The sequence below is a fragment of the Sphingobacterium siyangense genome (genome assembly GCF_007830445.1).
In the GTDB taxonomy this organism is placed as follows: Bacteria; Bacteroidota; Bacteroidia; order Sphingobacteriales; family Sphingobacteriaceae; genus Sphingobacterium; species Sphingobacterium siyangense.
On sequence record NZ_VLKR01000003.1, the window covers coordinates 168300 to 182799 of the forward strand.

Genomic DNA, 14500 nt, shown 5'->3' on the forward strand with positions numbered 1-14500 from the left:
TCAACTTAGAAAAATGGTATTAAACGATGAGTATAGATAAAAAGAATAACTACGATTTTGGAATAGTTGGACTCGGCGTAATGGGACGTAATTTATTGCTGAACATCGCCGACAACGGTTTCGCAGTAGCAGGACTAGACCTAGATCCACAGAAAGCGGAGTCATTGGAAGCTGAAGCAAGCGAAGGACATCGCATCAAAGTGACGCCCCAAGTAGAAGAGTTTATCGGGGCTTTGCAACAACCCAGAGCAATTATGCTATTGGTGCCGGCCGGAAAGCCGGTTGATATGGCAATTGCCAGTCTTGTTCCGCTTTTGAATAAAGGAGATATCATCATCGACGGCGGAAACACGTACTTCGCGGATACAGACAGAAGGTTTAATGAGCTTTCCGTTATGGGTATACATTTCTTCGGAATGGGCATATCGGGAGGAGAAAGTGGCGCTCGTCGCGGGCCAAGCTTGATGCCCGGTGGCGACAGAAAGGCATACGAAAGACTAAGGCCAATATTTGAGGCAGTTTCGGCCAAGGTAATCGGCGAGCCCTGTGTAGAATTTTTAGGCAACGGGTCGGCCGGAAATTATGTAAAGATGGTGCATAACGGCATCGAATATGGTATCATGCAGTTAATTGCAGAGACCTATGACCTGATGAAAAGATTATATGGTTTTGACACCCAAACCATACAGCAGACCTTCGAAGAATGGAACAAGGGCGAACTAAACTCGTTCTTGCTTGAGATTACCGCTCAGATTCTAAAGAAAAAAGAAGGTGACCAGTATTTGGTGGACCTGATTTCAGATTGGGCAAGATCAAAAGGAACAGGTAAATGGACTTCGCAAAATGCGATGGATCTACAGGTGCCAGTTCCGGTGATTGATGCAGCGGTCAATATGCGCGATATGTCCAAATACAAACCTGAACGTTTGGAGGCGGCAAAATTACTTCAATGGGATGGACAAGCGGTTGATCTCCCCGCAGCAACACTCATTTCTCGCTTAAAAAATGCATTGTACTTTGTGATCATCACGACCTATGCGCAAGGTTTGGCACAGCTTACTGTTGCATCCGAAAGCTATAGCTATGAGTTAGATTTACAGGTGGTAACCAAAGTCTGGCGAGGCGGCTGCATTATTCGCGCGGCTTTGCTCGAGGATTTTAGAAAAGCCTATGCGGCTAATCCTGACGTGCGTAATATCCTACTCGATAACACCATGGCACAAAAGTTGCTGAGCACGCAGGCCAGCCTTCGCGAGGTATTGAAAGATGCTATCGCAAACGGGATACCCGTATCCGGATACGTAAACGCACTCTCTTATTTTGATGCCTATCGATCGGAAAAATTACCTACAAATATTATACAAGCACAACGAGACTATTTTGGTGCACATACCTATGAACGTATTGATCGGGAAGGTATCTTTCACACGCTTTGGGATTAAGAAAAAAAAGCTTGAAGATTCGATTAATCTTAATTTAAAACGCAAAAAAGCGGCTTTTATATAAAAAAGCCGCTTTTAATAACTGAATCCCCTATTGGGTTTTATACTACGTTTATTTAGATGCTAACGTTCAATATCCTTCAAGCTACTCATCTTCTTGTATTCCAAGAAACCTTTAATATCTTCAAAATGCTCCCGTACGCGTTTATTTCCGAATTCAAAGACTTTCTCTGCCAAACCATCCAAAAAGTCACGGTCGTGTGAAACAAGGATCAGCGTACCATCGAAATCTTTCAAAGCATCTTTGATAATGTCCTTTGTTTTCATATCCAAATGGTTTGTCGGCTCATCGAGAATCAATACATTTACCGGTTCCAACAACAATTTTATCATCGCCAGACGTGTTCTTTCTCCTCCGGACAGCACTTTCACCTTTTTAGTTGTATCATCACCACTAAACATAAAGGCTCCTAAAAGATCTTTCATTTTAACACGCACTTCACCTACAGCGATTTGATCAATGGTATCAAAAACGGTCATCTCTCCATCAAGCAATGCGGCCTGATTTTGTGCAAAGTACCCAATTTTTGCATTGTGCCCTACTTTCAGCGTACCTTCGAAATCGATTTCCCCCATAATTGCTTTGATCATGGTCGATTTACCCTCACCGTTCTTCCCGACAAAAGCGACCTTTTCACCACGTTCGATGACCATATTTGCTTTTTGAAATACGACGTGTTCATCATAAACCTTGGTTAGATCCTCAACGATAACAGGATATTGACCCGAGCGCGGGGATGGTGGGAATTTAAGACGCAGTGCGGAAGTATCTACCTCGTCGATTTCAATGATTTCCAATTTCTCCAACATCTTGACCCGTGATTGCACCTGCAATGTTTTAGAATAGGTACCTCTGAAACGATCGATAAACTCCTGATTGTCCGCAATAAAGCGTTGCTGCTCTTCATACGCTTTTAGCTGATGCTGGCGACGCTCCTGACGTAATTCCAAGTAATGACTATACTTGGCACGATAATCATAAATCCTTCCCATCGTCACCTCGATGGTCCGATTGGTGATATTGTCGACAAATGCCCTGTCGTGCGAAATAACGATAACTGCTTTAGCCGAATTGACCAAGAAATCTTCCAGCCATTGGATACTCTCGATATCCATGTGGTTGGTTGGCTCATCCAATAAAATCAAATCGGGCTTTTTCAATAATATTTTAGCTAATTCGATACGCATTCGCCAACCACCGGAAAACTCAGAAGTCTGTCTTGTAAAATCCGAACGCTCAAAACCGAGCCCCTTCAGGACCTTTTCAACTTCTGCATCATAGTTAACTTCCTCAATCGAATAGAACTTTTCACTTAATTCGGATACACGTTCGATCAATTGCATATAATCGTCAGACTCATAGTCTGTACGGATATTTAATTGCTCATTCAGGTTTTCCAACTCATCACGCATACCATAGACTTCTTCGAAAGCCTTTGATGTTTCTTCAAAAACAGTCACGTTATCCTCTGTTAACAAATGTTGCGGTAAATAGGCTATAATGGCATCTTTCGGACCAGCAACATTACCTGTAGTAGGTTTACCCACTCCAGCGATAATTTTCAGTAAGGTGGATTTACCGGCACCATTTTTACCCATCAATGCGATTTTATCATTCTCATTGATGGAGAAAGATACATCTGAAAAAAGAGTTGTTCCCCCAAAGGAAACAGAAATATTATTTACGTCAATCACTGTATATACACTTAATTTTGGCACAAAGATAAGCGAATCAATCTTATAAATAGACAATGGTGCATTTTTGTGTATCTTTGCCCCATGCGTTTTGATATTATTACGGTCTTACCTGACCTCTTGGAAAGTCCATTTGCACACTCTATTTTGCAACGAGCAAAGAACAAAGGCTTGGCTGAAATATATGTCCACAATTTAAGAGACTATTCAACAAATAAACACAAAAGTGTCGATGATTATCCGTACGGGGGCGGATCGGGCATGGTCCTTCAAATAGAACCCTTTGCCAAGTGTATAGAGCAATTGCAAGCTGAACGGGAATACGATGAGATCATTTACATGACTCCCGACGGTGAAACATTCAATCAGGATATTGCGAATGGATTATCTACAAAGGGAAATATGATGATTCTCTGTGGGCATTACAAGGGAATAGATCAACGTATCCGTGATATTTATGTAACAAAAGAGATCTCAGTCGGTGATTATGTACTGTCCGGAGGTGAGCTTCCAGCGGCGATTGTTACAGATGCTGTTATCCGTCTGATTCCCGGAGTTTTGTCGGATGAGACATCCGCGCTTTCAGATTCTTTTCAGGATGGATTACTAGATGCGCCTATCTATACACGCCCTGCAGACTGGAAAGGCCACAAAGTACCTGATATTCTCCTTAGTGGTCATGAGGCAAAAATCGCTGCATGGAAAGATGAACAACAGTTAAAAAGAACGCAAGAAAGACGTCCTGATTTATTAAATGATTAAGAAATAAGGGGAATTTTTGTTTTTTTGTCACAAAAAGTTTGCTTATTTATTTTTTTTTATAAATTTGTGTAATAATGACACGAAGATATACAAATACAAATTGGTGGTGGCCTGAAGCAATAAGCATCGGGAACTAATTGGTATTGTCATAATATTTCATAATCAACCAAAACCATTTATGGAAATTCCAACCCCGATGCTGACCAGTATCGGGGTTTTTTTATGCATAGTTTACAACAAGAAGATAAGACACAAAAAATGAAGTATACATTCAAAACACAAACCAGAAAGTTGCTCGCGGATACAACTACACCAGTGAGCATCTATCTTCGCCTAAGAGATATCTTTCCAAACTCATTGTTACTGGAAAGCTCCGACTACCATAGTCGCGACAACAACATCAGTTACATCTGTTGTCAACCAATTGCCGGAATCCAGCTCGATGAGAAAGAGCTGACGCTCACTTATCCGGGTAAAGAACGTATCGTAAAAAATGTGCACGAAATCGAATTACGTCAAGAAGTTTCCGATTTTAGGAATTCCTTCGAAGATCATACAATTGCTGAACTTAACTTGATCTCCAATGGCCTATTTGGTTACTTCACCTTCGATTGTATTGAACACTTTGAGGACATCAAACTAACAACAACGGTAGATCCGGCACGGAAAATACCGTTTATGCAATATCATGTTTACAAATATGTCATTGCCATCGACCACTTCCGTAATCAACTCTATATTTTTGAACATCTGCTGGATGACGAAGAATCAGAACTTGAAAGAATGCAGTTCCTTATTCAGAACAAAAACTTTCCTGAATATACCTTCAAACTAGCTGGCGAGGAAAGCTCCAATCGTACCGATGAAGAACACCGTCAGTTGGTTAAGAAGATGAAAGAGCATATCCAACGTGGTGATGTATTCCAGATCGTTCCATCCAGAGGCTTTAAGACACCGTTCTCCGGTGATGAATTCAATGTCTATCGTGCGCTCCGCTCCATCAACCCTTCGCCCTATCTTTTCTATTTTGATTATGGTGACTTTAAACTTTTCGGATCATCGCCTGAGGCTCAACTGCGTATCCACGGGAAACAAGCGACGATTTTCCCTATCGCAGGAACATTCAAACGGACAGGTAACATGGAGGAAGATCAAAAAATAGCCACCAAGCTCAAAGAAGACCCTAAAGAAACTTCCGAACATGTTATGCTCGTCGATCTTGCCCGCAATGACTTAAGTAGACATTGCACCCAAGTTAAAGTTGAGTCCTACATGGAACCACAATATTACTCGCATATTATCCACTTGGTCTCCAAAGTAACGGGCACATTAAAAGATAATATCAACCCATTTGACATCGTAGGTGATACATATCCAGCGGGTACGCTTTCAGGAGCTCCAAAACATATGGCGTTGACATTGATTGATCGTTATGAAGGATTACAACGCTCATTTTATTCGGGTGCAATCGGATTCATGGGTTTTAACGGAGACTTTAATCATGCCATTATGATTCGTTCCTTCCTAAGTAAGCAAAACACCTTACATTATCAGGCCGGCGGCGGTATCGTATTAGATTCAGACCCCGAAATGGAGCTACAAGAAGTAAATAACAAAATTGCTGCGCTACGAAAAGCATTACAATTAGCAGAAACATTATGATCAGACCATTGGAATACTGTGTCAACAAGCAACATATCCATGATTCGGTAGACACCATTGACAACCGCATCGTTGAGCTATTGGCATTACGAAAAACCTATATCGGCAAAGGCAAGTCCTTCGAGGATGAGCAAAACGAAGAGCAGAATATCATTCGGAACCTGGACAGTAATTATGTCCTACTGGCAAAAAGATTTCATTTGCCAATCGAATTTATTCGGTCCATATTCCAGGAAATTGAAAATTATATTAATCAAGATTTTATAGCAAAAGGTTATGAGCAACAATAAAATAGTCGTTATAGACAACTACGATTCGTTCACCTACAACTTGGTCCATTTGTTACAGGAATTAGATCAAGAATATGTTGTATGGAGAAATGATAAATTTAAACTGGAAGATATTGATGCTTTCGATAAAATACTTCTTTCGCCGGGCCCAGGTATTCCAGAAGAAGCTGGATTATTACTTGATGTTATCCGTACCTACGCTCCACATAAAAGTATATTGGGTATTTGCTTAGGCCAACAGGCTATTGCAGAAGTCTTTGGTGGTACACTATTCAATATGGAAAAACCTTTGCATGGCGTAGCAACAAATATTTCTGTTGTTGATGAGTCAGAGAAATTGTTTCGGGACTTCCCAAAAGATTCCAAAATTGGACGCTACCATTCTTGGGCTGTAAACAAAGACACCCTACCAGCTAGCCTCAAGGTAACGGCAATCGACGAGAATGGCATCATTATGGCCTTAACCCATACCGAATACGATGTAAGGGGAATGCAGTTCCACCCAGAGTCGGTATTGACCACAAATGGTAAAAAATTAATTGAAAACTGGTTGGGAATCTAACATCTAAAAAAATGACTATACTTGATAAAATCATTGAACGAAAAAAAATAGAAGTAGAAAAAGCAAAAGCTTTAGTTCCTTTTGAGGAACTATTAAACTATCCCTATTTCAGTGTGGCTTGTCTATCGTTGAGAGAATCTATTCTTGATCCTGAAAAAACAGGAATTATAGCGGAATACAAAAGAGCATCGCCATCAAAAGGAGACATCAATAGTACTTCAGCAGTGGAAGATGTTGTAAAGGCATACGAGGAGGCAGGTGCTTCGGCAGTCTCGGTTCTTACTGATAGCGAATTTTTCAAAGGCAATTTAGAAGATCTATCGAAAGCACGCGAGGCTATTAGCATTCCTATCTTAAGAAAAGAATTCATCGTGGATAAATATCAGATCACCGAAGCGAAAGCTTATGGAGCAGATATCATCCTCTTAATTGCAGCATGTCTGAAAAAGGAGGAAATACAGGAATTTGCAGCCTATGCACACCAATTGGGTTTAAATGTTTTACTTGAGGTGCACAACGAACAGGAACTGTTGGATAATCTTTTCGATGACATTGACGCAATTGGTGTCAATAATAGAAACCTTAAAGATTTTTCAGTCGACATTCAGCATTCTTATGATCTCCTGAACAAAATACCAACAGAATATATTAAAGTGTCTGAGAGCGGTATATCTGATCCTTCGACAATTAAAGCTCTAAAAAGAGCTGGATTCCAAGGATTTTTAATTGGTGAAAATTTCATGAAGACAGCCGATCCTGGACAAGCTATCAAAGAATTTGTAAAAGAAATATAAGGAAATCAAACCCTGACGTTAGGAAGACTATACTTTCACTTAACTCTGAATTTGGCGGGGTTAGCGATTCGAACGGTCAACGTTCGACAGGATCTGAAGAGATCAAAAATCGGCTCTAAACTCGTGACAGTTAGCTAACTTTATACTAATGCCAAATTTTGTACCTTTGTAAAAAATTATCGAAGATGTCGGTCAAGATTGGTGAAAATATTGATTTGGGTAAATTCCCATTGTTATTAGCTCCGATGGAGGATGTAAGTGATCCTCCGTTTCGCTATGTGTGCAAACAGAATGGTGTTGATTTAATGTATACTGAATTTATTTCCTCGGAAGGCTTAATTCGGGATGCTGCAAAGTCAATTCAAAAACTTGATATTTTTGAATATGAACGTCCTATTGGCATTCAGATCTTTGGTGGAGATATTGAAAGTATGCGTCAATCTGCTGAGATCTGCACAAAAGCAGGGCCTAATTTAATCGACATCAATTACGGCTGTCCAGTTAAAAAAGTAGTCTGTAAAGGAGCTGGTTCATCCCTGCTACAGGACATCGATAAAATGGTTGCAATGACAAAAGCTGTCGTTGAGGCTACGGATCTACCCGTAACGGTGAAAACACGTCTTGGCTGGGATGACAACACAAAAAATGTATACGAAGTTGCCGAAAGGTTACAAGATGTGGGGATCAAAGCACTTGCGATTCATGGACGTACGCGCGCGCAGCTGTATAAAGGTCAGGCGGACTGGTCTATGATTCGTGATATCAAACGCAATCCGCGCATCAAGATTCCAATTTTTGGCAATGGCGATGTAGACTCTGTCGAAAAAGCTGCGGCATGGCGGCAGGAGTTTGAAGTGGATGGCATTATGATTGGCCGTGCAGCAATCGGATACCCCTGGATCTTTAGAGAAATAAAACATTTTTTCAATACTGGTGAGCGTTTAGAAGGACCAACTATTGCCGAACGTGTCGAGGTTTGCAGAACACATCTGAACAAATCCATTGAATGGAAAGGTGACAAATTGGGTATTTTTGAAATGCGCAGGCATTATGCGAATTACTTCAAAGGAATCCCCAACTTTAAAGAACACCGAATGAAATTGGTTAGCCTTCAAAGCCAGGCAGAGATTCTTGAGGTACTTCATGAAATTGAACACAATTTCTCGGCAGAAGTGGTATAATCCTGAAGTCTACGATTTATAAAGAAAAAGGTCGTGCTAAGTTAACATTAGCACGACCTTTTTTCGTTTAAGCGTCTTTCTTTATGAATCGCTTGAGCTGATTTCTTTCCATCAGAAATACACCTCCAATGTAAGCAATCAAAAGCCCATTACCAACGAAGGTATTATGATTAAATACAAAATAGGATAGATAGGAGAAACATATTCCTACAACTATATACATCAGGATCTTGCCCAATTTATAAGGTATAGGATAATGTTTTTGTCCCCATACATAAGATAGCACCACCATAGAAAAGTAGGCTAAAAATGTGACTATTGATGCTCCAACATAACTGTATCTAGGAATCAGATAATAATTCGCAACGACAGTTATTCCTGCGCCTACCAATGAAATATACAAAGCGTACCGCGTTTGGTCAGAAAGCTTATACCATACCGAAAGATTCATATAGATTCCCAGCAGCACATAATTGAATAGTAATAGCGGAACGATGAAAAGTCCAGACCAATATAAGTCACGAGTTTCCACATTTCCTTTAATAAAATACTTCAGCCAGTCAATATTCGCTGTAATCCCCAGCATAACTAACATCATGGCAATTACGAAATATTCCATAATCAACGCATAGGTCTTCTTTGCATTAGCATTTTTTGCATAAGAAAAGAAAAATGGTTCGGCACCCAATCGAAAAGCCTGAACAAAAATGCTCAGAAACATCGCTAATTTTCCAACGGCTCCATAGATCCCCAAATCGCGATCACCAATATCCTTAGGCAGGTAGATTGGCAACACAATTTTATCTAAATTTTCGTTGATGATATAAGAAATATTGGCAATTAAAATCGGAAAGCTATACGATAGCATCTTTAAGATTAGCTGCTTTTCGGGTTTAAAATAAAACCCTTTCATTTCAGGCAGGAGCAATAGAAAGGTTGCTGCACTTGCCACAATATTAGAAATAAATATATAACCTATCCATTCATTTCTATACCAACCGGAACACCAAGTGCCCAAAGCACCACCATCTTTTATCAGATAGGGAACTAGCGCAATAAAGAATAGGTTAAGCATAACCATAATACCGATGTTGGCCAATTTAATAGCACCAAATCGAATAGGCCTTCCCTCCGATCTCAATTTCGCAAAAGGAACAATAGCTAAAGCATCCAATGCCAATATGAGGGCGAAATACTTCACATAGCTCTCGTAATCGGCATTGTAAGTTCCCTTATTCAACCAGCTACCAATAGTGCCAGCAAAGACTATGGCCGTAATAAAAAATAATGTTGCCAAAGAGGCAATGACGATAAAACTGTTATTGAAAACCTGCTTTTTATCCTTTTCTTCGACTTTTTGGAGAAACCTAAAAAAAGTTGTTTCCATACCAAATGCCAAAACGGCATTGATCATGGATGCCCAGGCGTACATATGAGTAAATATTCCGTAGGACGCAGGTGGATATTTGAGGACATACAATGGCGTCATGACGAAATACAGCATACGGGCTATAATCGTACTCAGGCCATAAATCATGGTCTGTCCGGCGAATTTTTTAAGTACTGACAAGGCGAAAAGACTTAAGATTGAACTCTTTTAACTACTTCAAAATTGGAGAAGCCCTTCATTTCGCCTTCCTTTACCTCAACACTTTCAACGATTGCACCCTCGGGTCCTTCTTGGCAGAACTCCAATAGTGAATCTAGCGCAAAATCGTCGCCCTCGCCCTCTATATAGACAGAACCATCTTTTAAATTGACAACAAAGCCTCTAACACCGACTTGATCTGCAACCGCCTTGGTTGTCAATCTAAAAAAGACACCCTGTACTTTACCTCTTATTGAAATATTCAAATGTTTCATCTGTAACTTATTTTTTCTTCCATCGGTCAGATGGAACTTACCATGACTATAGTTTCGTTATTATAGTCATGGACGGTTCAATAAGAGCAAAAGTACAGAAGTTTTGGGGAATTAAATACTACGCTAAACGTTTTACCTTAACATCTTCATTTAGGCGCATGTGTTCCATACCTTGCAACAACACAATCCCAGGTTTTTTACCCACTTCAAGGGAGCCAAATTCATCCTCAATGTTCAACGCGATAGCACCATTGATTGTAGCCCATTGAATAGTCTGCAAGAAATCCAGATCCTCAAAGTGCGCATGCAATACCTTTAGCTCCTCCAAAATGGACAATGTATCGTTTGAAGCTAAACTGTCCGTTCCGATTACTAAACGCTGTCCGGCATTCATAAAATTCTGAACCTTTGGCAATGTTCCCTCAATATAAAGGTTGGCCTTTGGACAGAGACACCACATCACATCACGATCCATACGTTCTACGAAATCCAAATCTTTAAGAGAGGTATAGGTGTTATGAACCAACAATAATTTATTTGGATAAGGCAAATAAGGAAGATAAGACTGAATCGAATTTCTTGCCTGCGCCTTAATCGCATCAGCATTTTTTCCTATACTTTTATAAAAGTCCAAGAACTCACCCATTTTATAACGGAACAGTTTATTCTCCTCTTCACTTTCTTGATTGTGAATACTGATAATATTTGTTTCCGGAACCATCTTCTTGAATTTTTTAAAAAGGACCTTCGAACAAGAATAGGGAGCGTGCGGAGTAATGGATACATGCCCATTCCTAAACTCTTGGGTCAACGATTTAGCCTCCTTTAACTTAAAGTCAGCTTCTTCAGGTTCAATTCCGAGCACCTCCACAAATGTGTGATATAATATCTGTGAATCTTCCTTCAATTTTGAAGAATTATCAGTGTTGGCGTGATCTCCGACTGCGACAATACCATTTTCGTACATATCTCGATCGGCTTTGGCCATAGCGTCATCTATTTTTTTCATCGATGCCGACCGCGTTGTCATCACCTTACTGAGAAAGCTCGGAAGCCCCGTACCTTTAGGAACAATACCTTTCATATGCGACAATTCAATGTGGCAATGTGCATTGATAAAACCTGGAATTATCACTCCTTCATATCTCTCAACCTTCGTTTTATCTGAAGGTGTAAATGAAGTTGGGTCATAGATACCTTGAATTACCCCCTCCTCATCTACCGAAACAATACCGTCTTTTATTGGCATTGAAGTAATCGGCAGAATATAATTAGCGCTTAAATATTTTAACATTTTATCTCCTCACTATCAATTTAGTAACTAAAATTTTTTGACCTGTATGAATACATACCTTTAGTAGAAAAATTCATGCCAAGGTACCTAAAAAGAACAATAAATACCAAAAACAACAATTTGCACAAATTTTTAACCAAAAAGAAATAATACCGCAAATCCGCTCTTTTTCATTTGTCATAAATTACTTCTTTATACTTCATTTCAATTTTAAATTTATATATTTGCAGCATCGAATAGGGGTGCCTTGTTTTGTCAGGAACACAAATAAAGGCTGAGATTATACCCAACAGATTAAATTCTGTACACCTGATCCAGATAATGCTGGCGTAGGGAGAGGTTAGTTAAATAGTGCGGTCGTAGTAACCCCTTGCTATGATTTGTTTAACTCAAACAAAATACATTACCATGATCAAATTTTTGATTTGTAGCTCCTTAGCTACTATTTCAAGCCAAATTGCCATTGCGCAACAAAATCTGACAATTAAAGCTGTAGACAATACCAATCAGACCCCCTTACAGTATGTTTCCATATCTATAGATGGACAAGCATCCTTTGCTGGCCAATCGGACAAAAATGGGCTGATTAAACTATATCGTATCAATACAGGTAAGCACCAGATCCAGGTATCTTCTCTTGGATATAAAACATGGAGCCAAAATGTGGATGTTAAAGACAATTTGGAGCTTACGGTAGCGTTAGAACCTAGTACAATTCAAATGGAAGAGGTGCTTGTTCAATCTACCCGTGCCAAAAGAAATGCTCCTACAACCTTTAAAAACATCTCCAAAGAAGAAATAACACGTAACAACCTCGGCCAGGATATCCCATTCCTTTTAAATCAGACTCCATCCGTGCAGGTCAATTCCGATGCCGGGGCAGGCATAGGTTATACCGGAATGACAATCAGGGGATCAGATAATCAACGAATCAACGTAACATTAAATGGAATCCCTTTAAATGATGCCGAGAGCATGGGTTCATTTTTTGTAAACCTTCCCGACTTTGCCTCTTCTACCGAGAGCATCCAAGTTCAGCGTGGTATTGGGACTTCGACGAATGGTGCCGGATCATTTGGAGCCTCATTAAATATTCAGTCCAATACGTTAGTCGAAACCCCTTACGCAGAGCTCAACAATTCATTTGGCTCCTACAATACCTGGAAAAATACAGTCAAGGTAGGTACCGGGCTAATTAACGACAAATTTGCCTTCAATGCCAGATTATCTCGAATCAGTAGCGATGGTTATATCGAAAGAGGTAGTTCAGACTTACAGTCTTTTTATGTGGACGGAGGTTATTATGGCAAGAAACATATTTTAAAAGGAATTGTATTCTGGGGAAAAGAAAAGACATATCAAGCCTGGAATGGCGTTCCCGAACCATTGATTACTGGCGATCGATCACGCATGGATGACTATGCAGATAATGCACTCGAAATCTCGGGCGCAGAGAAAGATCGTTTCATGAACGCCGGCCGGAATTATAATCTATATACGTATCAAAATCAAACAGATAATTATACGCAGAAACATCATCAACTTCATTATACCAATATCCTGAACGACAAATTGACGCTCAATACAGCCCTACACTATACAAGAGGTTATGGTTACTATGAAGAAATGAGACCCGGAGATAAACTAAGTAAATACGGCTTGCCTAACGTCATCATTGGTAAAGATACCATACAAAAAACAGATCTCGTCCGCAGGAGATGGCTTGATAATTATTTTTATGGCATGACCTATGCCCTAAATTACAGACCGAATGATCAGCTTGAAATTACTTGGGGTGGAGCTTATAATCAATACAAAGGAAAACATTATGGCCAGGTGATTTGGGCACAATATGCATCAACAGGTTTTCTTGACGATAAATATTACTTCGGGAAATCACAAAAAAATGATTTCAGTAATTTCTTAAAGGTCGATTATAAACTAGATAAGTGGATATTAATGGCCGATATTCAATATCGGAATGTAGATTACCACATGTATGGTGATGATGATAAGGTGAAAAATTATAATTATCATCCTAAGTTTAATTTCTTAAACCCTAAAGCTGGTGCAACTTATTTGCTAAATGACCATTCAAATGTATACGCTTCCTATGCCTTTGCACAAAAAGAACCTGTTCGCAAGGATTTTATAGAGAAAAATAGCGCCTTACCAGACCCTACCCCAGAGAAAATGCAGGACATCGAATTTGGCTATCGCTTTACAAATGAAAAATTCAACATCGGATTGAATGGGTATGGCATGTTTTACAAGGATCAGTTGATCCCAACAGGTGAAATCAGTGATACTGGCTCTCCAATTCGACAAAATGTCAAAGATAGCTATAGAATGGGACTTGAATTCGATGGATCATGGAACATCAGCAAACAGTTCAACTGGAAAGCAACAGCTAGTTTCAGCCAAAATAAAATTAAAGACTTTGAAGAGGTAATCGGTAATACAAGGATATTTTATTCGAAAACAGACATTGCTTTATCTCCGGGAACGATTTTGTCAAGTAATTTTTCTTATAGTCCGATAACATCACTGACATTCTCTCTACTATCCAAATTTGTAGGAAGACAATATCTAGATAATTCATCTGCGAAAGAGAGGAGCATTTCCTCTTATTTTGTCAACAATCTGTTAGCAAATTATAGCTTTACAGCATTAGGTATCAAAAACATCAGTGCAACTTTACAGGTCAACAACATCTTAAACGAAAAGTACGAAGCCAATGGCTACACCTTCGGTTGGATGGAAGGTGATACCCGAAAATATTATAATTTCTATTTCCCACAAGCACCAACAAATTTCCTATTGGGCCTGAATTTCAAATTTTAGAAACAATTTATTTAAATAAAAAAACGTCTCTTTTTTCCTGAGGAAGCAAGA

12 protein-coding genes are annotated in these 14500 nt (G+C 39.5%); 8 read left to right on the top strand and 4 right to left on the bottom strand.

The window, feature by feature from the left end; all coding sequences use genetic code 11:
- Positions 1–26: 26 nt before the first annotated feature.
- Complete coding sequence (gndA, locus tag IQ31_RS04610) at positions 27–1442, top strand: NADP-dependent phosphogluconate dehydrogenase (protein WP_145327199.1); 1416 nt, start codon at positions 27–29, stop codon at positions 1440–1442.
- 123 nt (positions 1443–1565) lie between these two features.
- Here gndA and IQ31_RS04615 read toward each other — a convergent pair whose 3' ends face one another.
- Positions 1566–3197 carry an ABC-F family ATP-binding cassette domain-containing protein gene (locus tag IQ31_RS04615; RefSeq protein WP_075994613.1) on the bottom strand — a complete coding sequence of 544 codons (1632 nt, stop codon included), beginning with the start codon at positions 3195–3197 and terminating at the stop codon, positions 1566–1568.
- A gap of 84 nt (positions 3198–3281) precedes the next feature.
- On the opposite strand from IQ31_RS04615, the gene trmD reads away from it, so the two are divergent.
- From trmD to dusB, 6 genes are all read left to right on the top strand, one after another.
- A complete protein-coding gene (trmD, locus tag IQ31_RS04620; RefSeq protein ID WP_088160046.1) occupies positions 3282–3959 on the top strand; it encodes a tRNA (guanosine(37)-N1)-methyltransferase TrmD in 678 nt (225 codons plus the stop codon).
- Positions 3960–4217: 258 nt separating this feature from the next.
- Complete coding sequence (locus IQ31_RS04625) at positions 4218–5621, top strand: anthranilate synthase component I family protein (protein WP_145327201.1); 1404 nt, start codon at positions 4218–4220, stop codon at positions 5619–5621.
- Positions 5618–5911 (top strand): chorismate mutase family protein, encoded by a 294-nt coding sequence (locus IQ31_RS04630; protein ID WP_145327203.1) that lies wholly within the window; start codon positions 5618–5620, stop codon positions 5909–5911. The genes IQ31_RS04625 and IQ31_RS04630 overlap by 4 nt, the downstream gene beginning before the upstream one ends.
- Complete coding sequence (locus tag IQ31_RS04635) at positions 5898–6473, top strand: anthranilate synthase component II (RefSeq protein ID WP_145327205.1); 576 nt, start codon at positions 5898–5900, stop codon at positions 6471–6473. Before IQ31_RS04630 ends, IQ31_RS04635 begins: the two co-directional genes overlap by 14 nt.
- Before the next feature lie 11 nt (positions 6474–6484).
- A complete protein-coding gene (trpC, locus tag IQ31_RS04640; protein WP_075990828.1) occupies positions 6485–7267 on the top strand; it encodes an indole-3-glycerol phosphate synthase TrpC in 783 nt (260 codons plus the stop codon).
- A 185-nt stretch (positions 7268–7452) separates the two neighbouring features.
- Positions 7453–8448, top strand: coding sequence for a tRNA dihydrouridine synthase DusB (gene dusB, locus IQ31_RS04645; protein WP_145327207.1), 996 nt, complete (start codon positions 7453–7455; stop codon positions 8446–8448).
- A gap of 67 nt (positions 8449–8515) precedes the next feature.
- Here the strand turns inward: dusB and IQ31_RS04650 are convergent, their stop codons facing one another.
- The 3 genes from IQ31_RS04650 to IQ31_RS04660 all read right to left on the bottom strand — a co-directional run bounded on the left by IQ31_RS04650 (position 8516) and on the right by IQ31_RS04660 (position 11605).
- Positions 8516–9985, bottom strand: a complete 1470-nt coding sequence (locus IQ31_RS04650; RefSeq protein WP_145327321.1) for a lipopolysaccharide biosynthesis protein — start codon at positions 9983–9985, stop codon at positions 8516–8518.
- A 44-nt stretch (positions 9986–10029) separates the two neighbouring features.
- Complete coding sequence (locus IQ31_RS04655) at positions 10030–10311, bottom strand: acylphosphatase (protein WP_046674815.1); 282 nt, start codon at positions 10309–10311, stop codon at positions 10030–10032.
- Between the two features lie 118 nt (positions 10312–10429).
- Positions 10430–11605 carry an amidohydrolase family protein gene (locus tag IQ31_RS04660; protein WP_075990826.1) on the bottom strand — a complete coding sequence of 392 codons (1176 nt, stop codon included), beginning with the start codon at positions 11603–11605 and terminating at the stop codon, positions 10430–10432.
- 408 nt (positions 11606–12013) lie between these two features.
- On the opposite strand from IQ31_RS04660, the gene IQ31_RS04665 reads away from it, so the two are divergent.
- On the top strand, positions 12014–14449 hold the full coding sequence (locus IQ31_RS04665) for a TonB-dependent receptor (RefSeq protein ID WP_145327209.1): 2436 nt from the start codon (positions 12014–12016) through the stop codon (positions 14447–14449).
- Positions 14450–14500 lie beyond the last annotated feature (51 nt).